The 19,358-nt window shown below is 31.8% G+C and carries 20 protein-coding genes; all 20 read left to right on the top strand.

From position 1 onward, the window contains the following. The first annotated feature begins 218 nt into the window (after nt 1–218). The 20 genes from ACNQGG_RS13955 (at nt 219) to ACNQGG_RS13860 (ending at nt 19,334) form a co-directional block, all read left to right on the top strand. A complete protein-coding gene (locus tag ACNQGG_RS13955) occupies nt 219–1,307 on the top strand; it encodes an alkene reductase (RefSeq protein WP_417964955.1) in 1,089 nt (362 codons plus the stop codon). A gap of 59 nt (nt 1,308–1,366) precedes the next feature. Continuing rightward, the gene (locus tag ACNQGG_RS13950) at nt 1,367–2,428 is read left to right on the top strand and encodes a class I fructose-bisphosphate aldolase (protein ID WP_417964953.1); all 1,062 of its coding nucleotides are present in this window, start codon (nt 1,367–1,369) and stop codon (nt 2,426–2,428) included. A gap of 356 nt (nt 2,429–2,784) precedes the next feature. After that, nucleotides 2,785–3,258: a Dps family protein gene (locus tag ACNQGG_RS13945; RefSeq protein ID WP_417964951.1), complete on the top strand. Its 474-nt coding sequence runs from the start codon at nt 2,785–2,787 to the stop codon at nt 3,256–3,258. 29 nt (nt 3,259–3,287) lie between these two features. Further along, nucleotides 3,288–3,440 (top strand): hypothetical protein, encoded by a 153-nt coding sequence (locus ACNQGG_RS13940; RefSeq protein ID WP_417964949.1) that lies wholly within the window; start codon nt 3,288–3,290, stop codon nt 3,438–3,440. 241 nt (nt 3,441–3,681) lie between these two features. Beyond that, nucleotides 3,682–5,055 (top strand): OmpA family protein, encoded by a 1,374-nt coding sequence (locus ACNQGG_RS13935; RefSeq protein ID WP_417964947.1) that lies wholly within the window; start codon nt 3,682–3,684, stop codon nt 5,053–5,055. Between the two features lie 403 nt (nt 5,056–5,458). Continuing rightward, nucleotides 5,459–7,840: a glycosyltransferase gene (locus ACNQGG_RS13930; protein ID WP_417964945.1), complete on the top strand. Its 2,382-nt coding sequence runs from the start codon at nt 5,459–5,461 to the stop codon at nt 7,838–7,840. Nucleotides 7,841–8,540: 700 nt separating this feature from the next. Beyond that, nucleotides 8,541–8,924 carry a hypothetical protein gene (locus tag ACNQGG_RS13925; RefSeq protein WP_417964943.1) on the top strand — a complete coding sequence of 128 codons (384 nt, stop codon included), beginning with the start codon at nt 8,541–8,543 and terminating at the stop codon, nt 8,922–8,924. A gap of 36 nt (nt 8,925–8,960) precedes the next feature. After that, nucleotides 8,961–9,179: a hypothetical protein gene (locus ACNQGG_RS13920; RefSeq protein WP_417964941.1), complete on the top strand. Its 219-nt coding sequence runs from the start codon at nt 8,961–8,963 to the stop codon at nt 9,177–9,179. 232 nt (nt 9,180–9,411) lie between these two features. Beyond that, entirely contained in the window at nt 9,412–12,099 is a 2,688-nt protein-coding gene (locus ACNQGG_RS13915) for a cation-translocating P-type ATPase (protein ID WP_417964940.1), read from the top strand. A gap of 495 nt (nt 12,100–12,594) precedes the next feature. Beyond that, nucleotides 12,595–13,353, top strand: a complete 759-nt coding sequence (locus ACNQGG_RS13910; protein WP_417964937.1) for an MlaE family ABC transporter permease — start codon at nt 12,595–12,597, stop codon at nt 13,351–13,353. Nucleotides 13,354–13,355: 2 nt separating this feature from the next. Continuing rightward, on the top strand, nt 13,356–14,132 hold the full coding sequence (locus ACNQGG_RS13905) for an ABC transporter ATP-binding protein (protein ID WP_417964935.1): 777 nt from the start codon (nt 13,356–13,358) through the stop codon (nt 14,130–14,132). Between the two features lie 30 nt (nt 14,133–14,162). Beyond that, on the top strand, nt 14,163–15,053 hold the full coding sequence (locus ACNQGG_RS13900; protein WP_417964933.1) for an MlaD family protein: 891 nt from the start codon (nt 14,163–14,165) through the stop codon (nt 15,051–15,053). Nucleotides 15,054–15,243: 190 nt separating this feature from the next. Then, nucleotides 15,244–16,014 carry a DUF4382 domain-containing protein gene (locus ACNQGG_RS13895; protein ID WP_417964932.1) on the top strand — a complete coding sequence of 257 codons (771 nt, stop codon included), beginning with the start codon at nt 15,244–15,246 and terminating at the stop codon, nt 16,012–16,014. A 164-nt stretch (nt 16,015–16,178) separates the two neighbouring features. Continuing rightward, complete coding sequence (locus tag ACNQGG_RS13890; protein WP_417964930.1) at nt 16,179–16,391, top strand: hypothetical protein; 213 nt, start codon at nt 16,179–16,181, stop codon at nt 16,389–16,391. A gap of 83 nt (nt 16,392–16,474) precedes the next feature. Beyond that, complete coding sequence (locus ACNQGG_RS13885) at nt 16,475–16,867, top strand: low affinity iron permease family protein (RefSeq protein ID WP_417964927.1); 393 nt, start codon at nt 16,475–16,477, stop codon at nt 16,865–16,867. 152 nt (nt 16,868–17,019) lie between these two features. After that, nucleotides 17,020–17,202, top strand: a complete 183-nt coding sequence (locus ACNQGG_RS13880) for a CsbD family protein (protein WP_417964925.1) — start codon at nt 17,020–17,022, stop codon at nt 17,200–17,202. 136 nt (nt 17,203–17,338) lie between these two features. Continuing rightward, complete coding sequence (locus tag ACNQGG_RS13875; RefSeq protein WP_417964923.1) at nt 17,339–17,803, top strand: sll1863 family stress response protein; 465 nt, start codon at nt 17,339–17,341, stop codon at nt 17,801–17,803. Between the two features lie 219 nt (nt 17,804–18,022). Then, nucleotides 18,023–18,661, top strand: coding sequence for a porin family protein (locus tag ACNQGG_RS13870; RefSeq protein WP_417964921.1), 639 nt, complete (start codon nt 18,023–18,025; stop codon nt 18,659–18,661). 153 nt (nt 18,662–18,814) lie between these two features. Then, nucleotides 18,815–18,967, top strand: a complete 153-nt coding sequence (locus ACNQGG_RS13865; protein ID WP_417964919.1) for a lmo0937 family membrane protein — start codon at nt 18,815–18,817, stop codon at nt 18,965–18,967. 34 nt (nt 18,968–19,001) lie between these two features. After that, on the top strand, nt 19,002–19,334 hold the full coding sequence (locus ACNQGG_RS13860; RefSeq protein ID WP_417964917.1) for a YtxH domain-containing protein: 333 nt from the start codon (nt 19,002–19,004) through the stop codon (nt 19,332–19,334). The last annotated feature ends 24 nt before the right edge of the window (nt 19,335–19,358 follow it).

Raw genomic sequence — 19,358 nt, 5'->3', positions numbered from 1 at the left:
TATCTAACTTAATTTTTTGAGAAAATTTTATTATTGAATGCTTAAGGATCTCGCTTAAAATAATTTTGTTGACCAGAGGTATGCTGAGGCTCCAAAGAAGGCTTATTTAAACTGCAATATGCTTATTTAATGGATAATATAACATTTTCGAAAGTTTTTTAAACACGTAAGTCGTTAAATATAATTATCTTTATAATAGCAATTTAAGAACAACAAACATGAAAACATACGAACTATTTATACCTAAAAAAGTTGGTTCATTAACATTGAAAAATAGAATTGTTATGGCCCCCATGACAAGATGCAGGGCGATTGACAATATTCCTAATGAGCTGATGTCCGAATATTATAATCAACGTTCCACTGCTGGATTAATCATAACTGAAGGTACCTCACCCTCGCCTAATGGTCTTGGGTATGCCCGAATTCCTGGTATATTTAGTGAACTTCAAGTAGCAGGCTGGAAAAAAACAACAACGGCTGTTCATAAAAATGGAGGAAGAATATTTGTCCAGTTAATGCACTCCGGAAGAATTAGTCATCCCCTTAATATGCATAAAGATGCGCATATCCTTGCTCCTTCCCAGATAAAAGCAGCTGGACAAATGTGGACTGACTTGAAAGGATTACAGGATTTTATTGTTCCAAAAGAAATGACACTACAAGAAATTCTTCATGCCAGAACTGAATATGCTGCTGCCTCAGAAAATGCTTTATTTGCAGGATTTGATGGTGTGGAATTGCATTCTGCTAATGGTTATTTATTAGAAGAATTCCTTTCGCCAGTAAGCAACATCCGAACCGATAATTATGGTGGAAGTATTGAAAACCGATGCCGTTTTGTGATTGAAGTAGTGGCTGCTGTTGCAAATGCCATTGGAAAAGAAAAAACGGGTATTCGTCTATCACCATACGGAGTAGCCAGTGACATGCCTCATTACCCAGAAATAGAAGCCACTTACGATTACTTATCTAAAGAACTCAATAAACTGGACATAGCCTATATTCACCTAGTGGATCATTCTGCTATGGGAGCGCCTCCAGTTCCTTTGGAAATTAAAAAATTGATACGCCATAATTTCAAAAACACCTTGATTCTTTGTGGTGGTTATGACAAGGAAAGTGCTGAAGCGGAAATTGAAAGCGGACTTACGGACCTCATCGCTTTTGGTCGTCCATTTATTAACAATCCTGATTTGGTGGAACGATTTAAAAACAATTGGCCTTTATCTCAAGATCTTAATATGGATTTATTTTATACAGCTGATGGGAAAGGATATATTGATTATCCAGTTTATAAAGGGTAATTAAAATAGATTTGTCTATTAAAATGATGTTTTTTTAGAAAATTAAATCAAAAGTTAAAATGAAAGATATATCCCTATTGTTAGCTTTATTAGGTGATGAAAAAGACTCCTTGTTGGATCATGTCTGTAAAACTATTTCGAAAGATCAAATTCATTTGCCTACTCCATCACATATAGATCGTGTTTTTTTGCAAAGCAATCGAAATGGACAAACGATTCGAAGTTTGACACAACTGTATCATAATGGCCGACTTGGCGGCACGGGTTATATTTCTATTTTACCAGTAGATCAAGGAATTGAACATACTGCAGGAAGTTCCTTTTCTCCAAATCCCATTTATTTTGACCCGGAAAATATCGTAAAATTAGCATTGGAATCGGGTTGCAATGCAGTCGCTTCTACTATGGGCGGCCTTGCAATGTTATCCAGAAAATATGCGCATAAAATTCCGTTTGTGGTAAAACTGAATCACAACGAACTGATGACCTATCCCAACAAATACGACCAAATTATGTTTGGGAGTGTTCGAGATGCCTGGAATATGGGAGCAATTGCTGTAGGGGCAACAGTTTACTTTGGCTCAGCCGAATCGGACAGGCAAATCATAGAAATCGCAAAGGCTTTTGAAGAAGCGCATAATCTGGGAATGGCTACAATTCTTTGGTGCTATTCCAGAAATGATGGGTTTATAAAAGACGGAATCGATTATAATACGGCAGCTGATATTACCGGTCAAGCCAATTACTTAGGGGTTTCAATTCAGGCGGACATTATCAAACAAAAATTACCAACAAATAATGGTGGTTTTACCTCGATAAAATTTGCCAAAACAAATCCGGACATGTACACCAAATTAGCCAGCGACCATCCAATCGATTTATGTCGCTATCAAATATTGAATTGTTACTCAGGACGCATTAGTATGATTAATTCAGGTGGAGAATCAAAAGGCGCAACTGATTTGGCGGAAGCCATAAAAACGGCCGTCATAAACAAACGTGCCGGTGGAGCCGGAATGATAATGGGGAGAAAAGCTTTCCAGCGTCCCTTTAGTGAAGGCGTAAACCTCATCAATGCGGTGCAGGAAATTTATCTGGCAAAAGAAGTTTCCATAGCTTAATGTCTTTTTCTTGCTACATTCCTAATTTACATCCTTTCGATTAGTTTCAGCATTATAAAGTATGGCCATAATCCAGGCTGACTATTTTAAAAATATCCCTATTTAAAGATAAAAAAATTGTGAAATACAAATTAAAAAAAAATATTAAACAATTAACTATCAATGTAATACATATTAAAAAGTGTAAATAATGTAACTTATTTTTGTAATTTTATAATACTTTTCGGAAGAAATAAAATGAACTTTGTAAAATAAAATTCTTTTTAATTGTCCCCTACTGCTTTGATAATTAAAAAACAATGAGTTTGAATTGAAATCATTAAAAAAGTACACTAATTTAAATAAAATTAAAAAACATGAAACCACAAATTGGAATTACAGAAGAGCATTTAAAAAAAAGTATTACGATTCTTTCTTCAATATTAGCAAATGAAATGACTCTATATATTAAATTAAGAAAATTTCATTGGAACGTATCAGGTGAAAGTTTCATGGAGCTTCATAAATTGTTCGAAGGCCAATACAGACAATTAGAGGAATCAATTGATGAAATTGCGGAACGTATCAGCAAACTAGGCGGAAAAACTATTGGAACGATGAAAGAGTTTTCAGATTTAACGATCCTCAAAGAATCACCCCATCAGTATCCTGCTCAAAAGGATATGCTGAAAGAATTATTAACCGATCATGAAACGGTTATTGTTCATTTACGAAAAGATATAGACCTGAGTGCCCAAGAAAATAAAGATGCCGGAACTGCTGATTTCCTAACAGGTTTAATGGAATTACATGAAACTATGTCCTGGACTTTAAGAAGATATTTAGACTAATTTAAACTAAAAAATTAACCCAGAATAAAATGGAACAATCAGAAAACGAAGTTTACCTAGGCTCTAATAGTTATTGTAAAGTTGGTAAAATTACTCCAAAAAAATCTTTTGAAGAAGATAAATCAATAACAGAAACCGACTTTGATAAATTTGACGAAAACGTATCTTGCGTAATGCTTTAGTCGTTTAGCGAATTCAAATTCTAATTTTTTTTATCATATAAATTAGAACTATTAAAAAACCTTTTTTAACCTCTATCCCAGAGCGGTTAATAAAAGTTAGTTTTTTAATAGTTCTTTTTTTTAGAAATAATTACACAATAATAAAAATGTGGGAATGATGCAACTTATTCATAAAGTTCTATAACATTAAACGATTCCATCGTACCCACCTTTGTATTAATTAATAAAACAATAAATTAAAATGAAAAAAATCCTACTACTTTGTACTTGCTTAGCATTTACAATAGCCTCAAAAGCACAGACTGAAGACAAGAAATGGAACATCGGTCTTCATAGTGGTATCACACAATATCAAGGGGATCTTGGTAATAATTTTTACAAAACGGATAAAGCATATTATGGTTTTGGAGGTTTGTCAGTATCGAGATATTTAGGTCGTTATTTTGATTTAAATTTTCTGGCTTCAAAAGGAACAATCGGTTACAATAGTCCTTCAGGAAGTTTCAAGAGTGATTTCAATTCGGTAGCATTAAATTTAAGATTTAACATGACTGGGCCAGAATCTATAGTTAGACCTTATGCATTTGTAGGGGTTGGTGCTATGTTGTTTGACAAAGATTTAAACTTTGACCAAGACAGAATTGATTACGCTTTACCTACTGCAGGGGGTGGATTGAATTTCAGGTTGACTCCTGGAATCATGCTTAACTTACAAGAAACTTTCAGTTTTTCAAATAAAGACAGAAGAGATGGTGTTATCGCAGGTAAAAAAGATGCTTACTTATCACACATGGCTGGTTTGACTTTCAATTTAGGAGACAAAAAAGATGCTGATAATGATGGTGTTTCGGATCGTAATGATACTTGTCCTGGAACTCCAGCAGGTGTTTCAGTTGATGCAAATGGATGCCCTTTAGACAAAGACAAAGATGGTGTTGCTGATTATTTAGATAGCTGTCCAGATGTTGCAGGAACGGTTGCATTAAACGGTTGTCCTGATGGTGATAATGATGGTGTAGCTGATATTAATGACAAATGTCCAGATACTAAAATGGGAACCAAAGTTGATGCAACGGGTTGTCCAATGGATAATGATAGAGATGGAGTAACAAATGATTTAGACCGTTGTCCTGAGGTTGCAGGTCCATTGAGTTTAAATGGCTGTCCTGATTCTGATGGTGATGGTGTAGCTGATATGGATGACCGTTGTCCTACTGTAAAAGGAACTATGGAAAATAAAGGGTGTCCTGAAATTACAAAACAAGATGTTCAAAGAATCACCTATTTAGGAAGTAAAATTTTCTTCGAAAATAATAGTGAAAAATTAAAAGTTGCTTCTCTAGTTCAATTGGACGAATTAGTAACCTTAATTAATAAATATCAAGCTTCTAACTTGGTTATCGAAGGACATGCAGACAGTAATGGTAGTGATGCGTTCAATTTAGAATTATCTCAAAAACGTACGGAAACCGTTAAAAATTATTTAATGGAAAAAGGTATTACTGCCTCTAGATTGACAGCCATAGGTTATGGCGAAAGCAAACCAATTGCAAGCAACAAAACTGCTTTAGGTCGTGCAAAAAATAGAAGAGTAGAGTTGAAAATGAACTACTAAAGACAATAAGATTAGGTTGGGTTTTTTTTGGTTAGTTAAGGGCTGTTGTCACCAACAGCCCTTTTTTCATGGCCAATAATTAAAAATCTGGTTTGGATAAAAAATAAGTGCTTAAAAATGTGAATAGTATAACAAATTTAAAAATTTATATAACAAATTTATCCTATAAAAAACCGACCTTTATATTCATTTTGAACAATATGTTTTAATCAAAATATTTTTTTATTAAATAAGTATTAATCCGTTGGGTGCAATTATTCAAAACCAGTTCGAGGTAGATTTTTTGGTAGATTTTTTTTTACAAAAAAGCAAGATAAAATGACGTATTATTCTTGAATGCGCCGAAAATGAGCATGTAGGCTATCAATCAGAAATAAAGAACTAATGCTAAACATTATAAATAATGATTAATAAAATCATCGTTAAACGCCAAAATATCCAATCTGTAAGTATTCCAAAAAAAACTTATGTGAATGAGCTATTACTTCCAGACAAAAAAAATGTGTTGCCTGAAATCTTATTTATTACTACTTATCCACCGAAAGAATGTGGTATTGCAACGTATTCCCAAGATTTGATTAAAGCACTGGATAATAAATTCAAGAATTCTTTTAAAATAAAAATTTGTTCTTTGGAATCCAATAATGAGCAACATGCTTATACTAATGCTATAAAATACATTCTCAATACAGATCATTCGGATGGTTTTATCAATTTGGCCAATAAAATTAATACTGATGTTAATTTACAGTTGGTGTTGATTCAACATGAATTTGGACTATTTAGAAATAATGAAGCCGACTTTAGACAGTTTCTGAAAATACTTCAAAAACCTGTTATCATAGTTTTTCATACTGTATTGCCCGGACCAAATCCGTCTTTGGAAGCAAATGTTCAAGAAATAGCAAGAGAAGCACATTCCATTATAGTAATGACAAATTCTGCCGCAGAGCTATTGGTTAAAGACTATGGTATTGCAATAGATAAAATCACAATAATTCAACACGGAACCCATTTAGTTCCTCATTCTGACAAAGAGGAATTAAAAATTAAATACAAATTAAGCGGAAAAAAAATACTTTCGACTTTTGGATTATTAAGCTCTGGAAAAAGCATAGAAACTACTTTAGAAGCATTGCCTGAAATAGTAAAAAAGAATAAAGACGTGCTGTTTTTAATTATTGGAAAAACTCATCCGTCTGTGGTAAAAGAAGAAGGCGAAAAATATCGTTTGATGCTTCAAGCTAAGATTGAAGACTTACAACTTCAGGAACATGTTCTTTTTATAAATCAATTTTCGCCTTTACCCGATCTTTTAGAATATTTACAACTCACTGATATTTATCTTTTTACTTCCAAAGATCCAAATCAAGCAGTAAGCGGAACCTTTTCGTATGCTATTAGTTGTGGTTGCCCAATTATTTCAACTCCTATTCCCCATGCCTGTGAAGTATTGAAGAATGATGTCGGAATTATTATTGATTTTGACAATCCGAAACAATTGGCTGAAAAAACAAATAAGCTATTGCTTGATGCGCACTTGAGAAAAAATATGGGTTTAAACGGATTGCATAGAATTGCTCCTACCGCTTGGGAAAATGCAGCAATTGGGCATGCCCTGTTATTCGAATCAATTGCTGAAGAAAACTTCCGCTTGCATTATAAACTTCCAAAAGTCAATCTTGATCATATAAAAAAACTAACCACTTCTTTTGGAATGATTCAATTTTCAAAGATTAATCAACCGGATATTGATTCGGGATATACTTTAGATGACAATGCCAGAGCCATGGTAGCCCTATGCCAACAGTATGAATTAACAAAGGACAAAGAAGATTTAAAATACATCCGCATCTATTTCGATTTTATAAAATATTGTTTGCAACCGGACGGCTACTTTCTGAATTATGTAGATGAGGAGCACCATTTTACGACACAAAATAATACTACAAATCTCGAAGATTCAAATGGAAGAGCAATTTGGGCTTTAGGTTATTTAAATTCAATTGGCGCCATTCTACCTGATGAGTTAGCAAAAGATGCTGATGCTATAATGCAAAATGCCTTATTGACTGTGCTTGAAATTCATTCCACGCGAGCTATGGCATTCATAATCAAAGGGACATATTACTACAATACAAAAAGAGTCTCAGAACAAAATATTTCTATAATTGAGAAACTAGCCAACAGGTTAGTACAAATGTATAAGCATGAAGCAGAAAAAGAATGGACCTGGTTTGAAAGTTATCTTACTTATGGTAACAGTATTTTACCTGAAGCGATGCTTTGCGCCTGGTTAGCGACGGGGAAATTAATTTATAAAGAAATTGCAAAAATATCTTTTGACTTTCTTCTTTCTAAAATTTTCATAGAAAACAGGATTCAGGTAATTTCCAATAAAGGATGGCTTGACAAAGAAAATAAATTGGATCCGTGTCCTATAGGCGGCGAACAACCTATTGATGTGGCGTATACTATTCTTGCTTTAAGCAAATTTAGTACTGTTTTTGAAAATGAGCAATACTTCGAAAAAATGGAAACTGCATTTAATTGGTTTTTAGGAAACAACCGGTTACATCAGATTATTTACAATCCTTGTACCGGTGGATGTTATGATGGATTAGAAGAAGATTATATAAATCTAAATCAAGGTGCTGAGTCAACAGTGAGTTATTTGATGGCACGATTAACATTAGAAAAATCTTTAAAAACAGAAGAGAAAAAAACAACAAAATATGCAATTCAAAATAAAAGATTTGAGTCAAATATTCAAACATTCTTTTAATGCATCGATTGACAAAGACCCTTTCAGGTTAAGCGCTGTTATTGCCTATTATGCAATCTTCAGTATACCGGGATTGTTAGTTCTCATTATCGCTATTACTAGATATTTTTTTGAAAAAAAAACGTAAACCAAGAGATTATTGCACAAATTTAATTGACTATGGGTACTGAACCAACAGTCAAATCAATAAAATATTACAAAAATCCGGAACGTCTAAATCTACGATTTGGGGATCAATCGTTAGCATTATAATTTAGCTTGTTCGTGCAGCAGGTGTATTTGTAGAATTACAAAAGACATTAAACTTAATTTGGCATGTAAAAGTAAAACCACAAGAAGGAATTTTTTCTATTCTCAAAGTAAGACTGTTTTTCTTTGGATTAATTTTGGTAATCGCATTTTCACTGATGGTTTCCTTAGTGGTTTCAACGGCGATTACTGCCTTTAGTGAGTGGATTATTGCTTATACGTCAAACTTTATAACATTGCTTTTTTATATCATAAATTTTATTTTTTAGTTAACAATTTTGTCTACTCTTTATGAATTAGACAATATATTTCTAATTTAGAAACATGTAAATTATATAATTTTTACCTAAATTTATATAACTCTTTTAGCATTTAGATAGACGAACTTTAGATTACCACACCAACTATAACTAGTTGATAACCAAATTATATAGATCCATAAAAAGCAACTATGAAAGCATCAAAAAAATTAGGTATTTGGATGGATCATTCTATTGCGTATATTATAGAATTTACAACCATGCATTTTGAAATAAAAACTATTGAATCAAATTTTACAAATGAAGTGAAAAATCAAAGTTTAATCAAAAATGAAAATCTAACCCAAAATAAAGAGAAAGGGCTACTGTTAGAGTATTACAAAAAAATAAGTGAAGTTATTAAAGATTATAAACGAATAATTCTGTTTGGTCCTACTGATGCAAAAATAGAACTGTTTGACCTTTTGAGCGAAGATGAGCGCTTTTTAAAAGTTAAAATCGAAATTAAAAACACCGATAAAATGACCGAAAAGCAACAACATACTTTTGTAAATGAATATTTTTCTAAAGCTTAATTTCATCTTTACAAAATCACTTTAAATAATGAAAAAATGAAAACAAAAACCATAGGAATCGGATTGATTATAATAGGGATAATTTTGTTGCTCTATAACAGCTTTAATTACGTAACAACTGAGAAAGTAGTTGACATAGGTCCAATCCAAATAAACAAGGAAGTAAACCATCCTGTACAATGGTCTCCAATCATAGGTATAGTAATCGCTGTAGGAGGTGTTGTTTTGATTGTTATGAGTAAAAAAAATGCTTAATACCTTACAGGATTACTTCTCGTACAATTACTTTTAAATAAAAAACTAAAATTAAATTTAGATGTTAATTCTCACTGAAGGCAACAGTTTTTTAGCAAATAATAGTTTTTAAAATTATCCTATAGGATGACGTTTTTCTCATTAAAAAATAATAGTTGTAGTTTTTCTATAGTAGACTGAAATATTTTAGGTTCTTCCTTGGTTGTATCAATTCCTTTAAACAATAATCATAATGAGTATTAAATATCCACTGAAAGATCCCTATACTTTTACTATTGACGAAATAGTAGATTTATTTCAAACTGACATGATAAAAGGAATCAGTAAATCCGAAGCAGAAAAACGTTCTAATGAATTTGGACTTAATGTGTATCAAGTCAAAAAACAAAAAAGTATTTGGATTATATTATTACAACAATTCAAAAGCCCAATTGTTTATTTATTAATCTTTGGAGCAACAGTTTCATTATATTTTCAAGATTATTTAGAGGCTATTGCTATTACAATAGTTATTCTTATCAATGCTTTAATAGGTTTTTTAATGGAATTACAAGCTCGTAATTCTATGAAAGCATTGCTAGAAATGGATATTATACTTTCTAAAGTCATTCGAGATGGAAAAACAGAGGAAATTCCTTCTGAAAATTTAGTTCCTGGGGATCTTGTGATTCTAGAAGCTGGGGATGTGATTCCCGGAGACGGCCGTATTGTGGAACTAAATCAGTTACAATGTGATGAATCTTCACTGACGGGTGAGTCGCTTCCAACTGATAAAAACACAGAAAAACTTCCAAAAAATACTGTTATTGGGGACCAATTTAATATGGTCTTTAAAGGGGCTTCTGTGATTAATGGAAATGGGAAAGCTATAATTATAGGTATTTCAGAAAACACCCAGTTGGGAATTATTACATCATTAGTGGATAGTACAAGCGAAACCGTAACTCCTTTAGACAAGAAGCTGAATAGCTTGGGCACTAAACTTATTTGGTTAACTTTAAGTTTAACATTTGTATTTGCCATCACCGGAATACTGCAAGGTAAAGAATGGATGTTGATTATTAAAACCGCAATCGCTCTGGCCGTTGCTGCATTCCCGGAAGGTTTACCTATTGTATCAACGGTTGCATTGGCATATGGAATGTTGCTTATGGCAAAGCGCAATGCTATTGTAAAGAAACTTTCTTCGGTAGAAACATTAGGAAGCACTAATGTAATTTTGACTGATAAAACAGGAACCTTAACTGAAAATAAAATTTATGTAGATACTTTTAGTTTTCCTGAAGAAATAATCAAGGTCAATATTGAAAAGAATGAATTGCATTTCACTAATGGCCAAATTGAAAAAAGTATAGAGAATTTTGAAAAATTAAAATTAGTAGGTTCTTTATGCAATAATGCCATCGAAAAAATTACCAAAGGAAAAAAGAAATTCATAGGAGATCCTATTGAAATTGCGTTAGTTAATTTAACAACTGCATCTGGAGAAAATGTTGAAAAATTAAAAAAGCAATATGCAAGGATAGCAGAAGCAGCCTTTAATTCTGAAACTAAAATAATGGGAACTTTGCATAAAAACAAAAAAGGCTATTTTGTTGCAGCAAAGGGTTCTGTAGAACATTTATTAAAAAAATGTAATGAAATCCAATTTGGAGCAACCCAAAAAAAATTAACTCAAAAGGAAAGAAATGCCGTATTGGCAACATCCGAAAAAATGGCCGCAGAAGGACTTCGCGTATTGGCTTTTGCCTATCGGGAAGAAGCTAAAATTAATAAAGAAGACTACCTCAATGATTTGGTGTTTTTAGGAACAATTGGGTTTCTGGATCCTCCAAGATTAGACATTAAACCTGCTATTGAATCGTGCAGAGAAGCAGGAATTAAAGTTGTGATGATTACCGGTGATCATCCGCTGACTGCATTAAATATAGCCAAGAAGACAGGATTAATAGATGATGAAGAACAAACCGTAATAACAGGTAAAGAATTATCTAATATGCATTCCCTGACTAAAGTTTGGAAAAAGAAAATTCTATCTACCGCTATCTTTGCAAGAACTACACCTAAACAAAAATTAGAAATTGCAGCTATTTTTCAAAAAGAGGGCAATATCGTGGCCATGACAGGAGATGGTGTAAACGATGCTCCTGCATTAAAACAAGCAGATATTGGCATCGCAATGGGAATAAGAGGAACACAGGTAGCTAAAGAGGCGGCAAGTATTATACTTAAAGATGATTCATTTAAATCTATAACTGCAGCTGTATCTCAAGGCAGGGCTATTTTCCAGAATATACAGCGATTTGTAATTTACCTCGTTTCTTGTAATCTGAGTGAAATATTTATTGTGACCGTTTTAGGTATTTTTGCTCCGGCATCCACTTTACTCCCACTACAAATATTGTTCTTAAATATGATAACCGATGTATTTCCTGCATTGGCACTTGGTCTAGGCAAAGGAGACAACATGGTAATGAAAAACCCACCCCGAGACCCAAAGGAGAGTATTATTTCAAATAAAAACTGGTTAATTATCGCTTTATATTCTTCTGCTATAACGCTAGCCGTTTTTGTGGCCGTTTGGTACTGTAGATATGCGATTACCACTGATGAAAAAATAGTAAATAATATCGCATTTATTACGCTCGCATTTGCACAACTATTTCATGTCTTCAACATGTCTTCAGTTCACTCAAAATTATTTATAAATGAAATCACTACAAACAAATTCGTGTGGATGGCACTATTTATTTGTACTGGGCTCCTACTATTTGTTTATGTTGTACCTCAACTGCGTTTGGTTTTGAACTTGACATTGATTACCGGAGAAATTTGGATGGTAGCAATATTAGCCAGTATATTACCAGTCCTGACAGTTCATATTTATAAAAGCATCCGTAAATTAACAATTCAAAATTAGACAGCCAATTGCTTTGTAAATAAACCCATATCTTAACTTTTTTATTAATCATTCCACTCATATCCAATTAAATATGTGTGAAAATTGAAAGTTATTATAAAAGTTATGTAACATTTTTTATTTTCTATCTTTTTACCTTTACTATGTCTTAATTAGAATGAATAAAATTGATAATCACCAATTTAAAATTAAAAAAAAATCAATTGAAAATTCAATTAATAAAAAAACAGGGAAATTTCAAAAGAAGCAACTAAAATTAATGCTTTTCTTAAGTTTTGGATTAATCTAAAGGATGTATTTATTTGCAAAGTGTTAAGAATATATTTAATTCTTTTAGTCTAATGAGTATAAAACTAAGCAGTGAATTAACTTGAAAACATAAATTTTAAACAAAATAAAATGTTAAGGAAGCAATAACCTTTTAATCCTTTTAGCTATTAAATTAGCTACTCTCACAACACATAAAATTCATTAATTTCTTTAAAACACACTATTTTGATTATTTATTTAAAAAATATATTTAACGATATTGGCAAAGCAACGCTGTTTGCCTTACAGTTTTTCCGGGAAGTTTTCAAACCTCCGTATGAAATGAGAGAGTTTATTAAGCAATGTTATATTATTGGATATAAATCGTTACCATTAGTTGCAATTACAGGCTTTATAATGGGATTAGTATTGACACTTCAATCGAGGCCAACATTAGCAAAATTTGGTGCTGAATCTTGGTTGCCTGGTATGGTTGCACTTTCTCTAATACGAGAGATTGCTCCAGTAATTACAGCTTTAATTTGCGCAGGAAAAGTTTCCTCAGGCATTGGAGCAGAATTAGGTTCAATGAAAGTTACTGAACAAATTGATGCTATGGAAGTAGCGGCTATCAATCCTTTTAAATACCTAGTAGTCACAAGAATTTTAGCCACTACACTTATGGTTCCTGTTCTAGTGATATTTGCAGATGCTATTGGGATGTTAGGAGGATATATTGGCGTGAATATGCATAGTGAGATTAACCTAACCCGCTATACTTCTCAAGTTTTTGAATCGTTAGCGTTTTTAGATATTGTACCAGCAACAATTAAAACATTTTTCTTTGGTTTTTTTATTGGAATGATAGGCTGCTATAAAGGATTTACTGCTGCTAATGGTACTGAAAGTGTTGGTTTAGCAGCAAACTCTGCAGTAGTAACTGCATCACTTACTATATTTATTATAGACATGCTTGCGGTACAAATAACTGATTTATTCTTCTAGAAATGATACAAGAAATAATAAATAGAGATGCTGAAAAAGCCAGTACTAAAAATGCTCCAATTATTGAAATAAAGGATTTACATAAAGCCTTTGGGAATAACGAAGTATTAAAAGGAGTTAATCTGTCTGTGAATAGAGGGGAGAATTTAGTAGTGTTAGGCAAGTCCGGATCAGGCAAATCAATAACCATAAAATGCATCGTGGGATTAATACGTGCTGATAAGGGTGAAATAAACGTCTTTGATACTGATATAACCCAAATAGATACTATTGAGCTCAATGAAATCAGGATAAGAATTGGATTTCTTTTTCAAAATGCAGCTTTATATGATTCGATGAGTGTTCGTGAAAATCTAGGCTTTACTCTAAGACGACATGAAAAAGATTTATCAAAAGAAGAATTAGAAGCCCAAATTGTTGAAGTATTGGAAAGCGTTGGTTTAGCTGAAGCCATTGATAAAATGCCTTCAGAATTGTCTGGTGGTATGCGAAAAAGAGTTGGACTTGCAAGAACGCTTATTTTAAAACCTGAAATAATATTATATGATGAACCTACTACTGGTTTAGACACTATTACTTCCAGAGAAATAAGCGAATTGATAGTGGACCTCCAAAAAAAGAACAAAACAAGTTCTATTATTATTACTCATGATATGGCTTGCGCAAAACATACCGGAGACCGAGTAGTAATTTTAAAAGAGGGTGTAATTCATGCTGAAGGCAGTTATGAAACATTAGAAAAAAGTGACGACGAATGGGTGCGTTCTTTTTTTATTTAAAAAGAAAATCAAAAAAATAAATCAAAAATTATGAATAAAGAATCTGGGTTCCAATGGAAATTGGGAATGTTTGTTATGATCGGATTAGTGCTTTTTGTCGCTACAATATACTTCGTAGGAAAACAGAAAAATTTATTTGGGTCAACATTTAATTTAAAATCTAATTTCAAAAGCGTAAGTGGCCTTGAAATAGGAAATAATGTACGCTTCGCAGGAATTAATATTGGTACAGTAAGTGACATTCAATTAAAAACTGATTCATCTGTGGTAGTAGTTTTTTTGATAAAAGATGAAGTACGAAAGTTTCTTAAAACAGACGCAACTGCAAGTATTGGTTCAGATGGATTAATGGGAGATAAAGTATTAACCATCTCTCCCGGAATTGCCTCTAATAAAATTGTTGAAGACAATGATGTAATTGCTTCCAAAATACCGATAGACATGGAAGATGTGATGAGTAGCGTTAAAAAAAGTGTAGATAACGCCAGTATTATTACTGCACAACTTGCTCAATTTACATACAACATGAACAATGGAAATGGAACTTTATCAAAATTAATGACTGATAAAGAAATGGCCAACAGTATAAAAAAATCACTCTTAAACCTTGAAACCAGTTCCAATGAATTTTCTTCATTCACCGCTAAAATGAATAATGGAAATGGAGCTTTATCAAAATTAGTTACAGATAAAAAAATGGGTAAAATGGTAGACTCTACAATGAAAAACATTCAAGAAACTACCAAAGGATTTACCGAAATTACGGAAGCTGCAAAACATAATTTTTTATTGAGAGGTTATTTTAAGAAAAAGGAAAAAGCCGAAGATAAAAAACAGGAAGAATTAGACAATCAAGATGAAGCAGAAATAAAAAAAGCTATGAAGATGGCTGAAGATAGTGCTGCTGCAGTCAAAAAATAAATTTATTCGGCAAAAGAGTTTTACTGAATTTAGCATTAAAACTGATTCATAAGAAATGACTTATACAGATTATTATTAAAGTGTGAATCCTATAACTTAATCCTAAAGTTATGTAATAGATTAATTATAAACACAAAGTATCTTTACTTAATACTATAAGAGTATTTATTAACCATTAAAAAAAATGAAAATGAAAAAAATGAAAACTATTTTATCTTTTATCGTACTTGGAATTATTATGACTTCATGTAATAATAATGATGAAACAGCCTCAAGTTATCCTTATGCTGTGAGAATGACTGATGCTCCAGGCCCATATCAAAAAGTAAATATTGACTTAATTGGTGTAGAAGTAACTGGAGATGCTGGACAAACGGTAACGTTGAATGTAAAGAAAGGAATTTATAACCTACTTGATTTTTCTAACGGTGTAAGTACACTTATTGCGACTGATACATTACAAATTTCTAAAGTAGCACAAATTAGACTTATACTAGGAACGAACAATACAGTCGTTGTAGATAATGTAACCTATCCTTTGAGTACTCCAAGTGCTGAACAATCAGGATTAAAACTCCAAGTACATCAAACGCTTGAACAAGGCATATTGTATAGTGTTTTACTTGATTTTGATGCAAACAAATCTATTGTGAATACAGGAAATGGAACATACAAATTGAAACCTGTAGTTAGAACAATAGAAGCCGCCATAAGTGGTAATATAAAAGGTAAAATTACTCCCGCTGGTAGTTTAGCTGTAGTTACGGCAGTTGATGCTCTTACAAATTTATCTTATTCCACAAACGTAAATACAAGTGGAGAATTTTTAGTTATGGGGCTTCCTTCAGGGACATATAACGTAACTATTACTCCTGTGTTGCCTCTAGCCCCAGTTACCAAAAGCACTATTGTAGTGACAACGGGCAACACAACTGATTTAGGAACTGTAATCCTTCTATAAAAGATTTCAGTTTTGTGGAACTCTCGGTTTTCTAATGAAAATTAAGTAGTTTATTAGAAAATCATAAAAATTAAACTATTAGAAGCATCCTTTATTTGAGTGACACTTCTTCTAGTTTAATTTTTTTTGTATTCAAACAAATAATTAAATCAACTAAAAACATCATGGAAACCGAAGAAGAGCTTAACGATACAATCCTAAAAATGACTTTGAAAATACGAAATGAATATCCGGAACTATCAAAATATTTAGCAGAAATGCCAGCAACAATTCCGGACACAAATAATCCTGAAATTAATATTAAAATATTAAATGATTATTACGAATCATTAAATTCAATATTAAAGGAATACGCTCCTAATCACACCACAACATAAAATAAATAATATTGATTTATCAAAAGTACTTTTAATCCCTTTAAATTCTTATTTTTAATAAATGAACTTAAAATAATTTCTTCATGACAAAGATATATAGCAATTTAGAGCAACTTTTTGAAAAACTTGCCTCAACTGCAACAGCCATACTCGGTAATCCCATTACGTTTATTGTTGCTTTGTGTTTGGTGCTTTGGTGGTGGATCAACAATCTATTTACAACCCGGGACGTACATCAAATCATTGGAGATATCATTTTTGGTATTACTTTTTTAAGTTTATTTATTATTCAAAAATCATTTAACCGATTCTCGGCTTCACTGCATTTAAAGGTGAATGAGTTAGTTTCATCCCATGAGACAGCCAGCAACGCAGTACTAAACGCCGATATAAAAACGGAAAGAGAAATTACTGAACTTTCAAAAGAATACAATGAATTGGCTGAAAAAATAAAAGAATTAGACGATGAAGCGTAATCCGTTAGCTTTTTGCTTATTTTAAAATTATTGCCCTAAACCAATCAGTGAATAATGTAAATCTTCACTAAAATTCTGTAAGTCATTTTGACGCTAATTCTCTCAACTTTGTAAAGTAATGAATATTTTTTCATTACTTAAATACTATAGCAATGAATGGTAATGGACCAGAAGGAAATTGGGAAGAGCAAAAAAGGAAATTAAAAGAAAAATTTGCTGCTTTGACTGAAAATGATTTGTTTTTCACAAAAGGCAAAAAAGAAGAAATTATTGAAAAGCTTCAAATAAAATTAGGTAAAACCAAAGAGGAATTACTTAAAATTATTGCACTATAATGTAATCCATTTTATTTACAAAATTGATTACTAGCTTACTATCGCAACTAAAACGCGCTAACGCAACTAAATTGTTTTAGCTTGAATTACAGAAAAGCCTTTTTATCCCTTCAAAATCAAATCAGAATAACACAAAATGAAAAAAACAATTTATACACTTGCTCTAACAACGTTTGTGGCAGGAACAGTATTGGTAGGATGTCAGACTTCTACTAAAAAAGAAGAAATCGCTCAAGATAAAGTAGCTGCAGCTCGAGAAGATGTTAAAGATGCAAAAGAGGAATTGACAGACGCCAGAAAAGAAGCAACTGCGGAAGAGTGGAAAGCATTCAAAGACCAAACAAATACAACAGTCAACGAAAACGAAATGCGTATCGTTGATTTGAAAGCTAAAATAAAAAAAACCGGAAACTCAATTGATGCGATGTATGTAAAAAAAGTGGAGGAGCTGGAACAAAAAAATAAGGATCTCAAAGTTAAAGTTGAAACCTATAAAAATGACAGAAATAGTGATTGGGAGTCTTTTAAACGCGAATACACCCATGACATTAACGAATTGGGAGACGCTTTAAGAGACGTTACGATTGACAATAAAAAGTAATACTAAAGTATAATATTTTAAAAAGACGAGTTTTTTAACTCGTCTTTTTTTGTTAAAATTTTTTTTCTTATGTACAAACCTCTTGATAAAAAACACATTATGACAGAAAGGTGTGAATAATATAAGTTTTAGAAAAAGTATTGTAACACTTTTCTTCTGTATCATTCTCACCTTTGTAAAGTATAAAATCTACAATAAATTAAATCTAATAAATAAATAATGAAAAAATCAAAAACACTAATTTACGCTTCTTTAGTTTTGACTTTTATAGCTTTTAATAGCTCTAAAGCACAGGAAGACGGAACAAAATTTGGTATAAAAGGTGGTGTAAACTTCTCTAACTTATACACTGACAATGTGGATGACAATAATGTGCTAACTGGATTTAACGTGGGTCTTTATGCTAAAGTACCTCTTGCAGATAATATCTCTTTTCAACCTGAAATTTCATATACTGGAAAAGGAGCGGAACTAGTTTATAATAACGCACTAGTAAGTGGAACTGCACAATTTAAATTAGATTATATTGAAGTGCCACTTTTATTTGTGGTAAATGTTACAAAGAATTTCAATATTCATGCTGGTCCTTATGCCGCATATTTAATTAGCGGTAAAACTACCAACAAATCAGATAGTGGAAGTTATAACTTCGAAGACAATATTAACACTGATGATTTCAACAGATTTGATGCTGGTCTTGCCGGAGGTGTTGGTCTGGATTTTGATCCTATTAGTTTTGGAGTACGTTATAATTATGGATTAACTAAAATTGGAAAAGATAATAATTCAGCAAATAACTTTACTTCTCCAGATGCAAAAAATAGTGTCTTGAGTTTTTATGCTGCTTTTTCATTATAATCAATTGTAAAAAACAACAGAACAGTTTTTATATAAAGTTAAAAAAAAACGCTTAACACATCATAATTAACTATAAAACAGTATTTTATGATTTATTTTATTTTTAACTTTACTGAAACAATTTTAAATAACTAATCATTAAAAATAAAAATCATGAGCAATCTACTTTACACCATCGCAGTAATTTTAATCATTTTTTGGGCAATCGGATTCTTCGCATTCAGTGTAGGATCAATAATACATATACTTCTTGTTATAGCAGTTATAGCTATATTATTGAGACTTATTCAAGGAAGAAGATTATAAAAACAATAAGCATTTAAACATTAAAAGAATAATTATGAAAACAGATAAAGTAATATTAGGAGTTTTAGGTGGTCTTGCAGCTGGTGCAATATTAGGAATTATGTTAGCTCCAGATAAAGGCGATAAAACAAGAAAAAAAATTATGGATAAAAGTAATGACTATGCTGATGAGTTGAAAGACAAATTGGATACATTATTAGGCACCATAAATAAAAAATACGAAAAAATTTGGAGTGAAGGTGAAAACATAATTGCGGAAGGGAAATCAAAATTTTATGATACTAAAAAGGAAGGCGAAAATTTAATCGCTGAAGGAAAATCAAAATTTTATGATGCTAAAAATGAAATTAAAAATTCAAGCATCTAAAAAGACACTTGAATATTAAAATTT

Source organism: Flavobacterium esculini (assembly GCF_048284325.1).
Classification (GTDB): Bacteria; Bacteroidota; Bacteroidia; order Flavobacteriales; family Flavobacteriaceae; genus Flavobacterium.
This window is presented reverse-complemented; position numbering and strand designations above follow the sequence as displayed.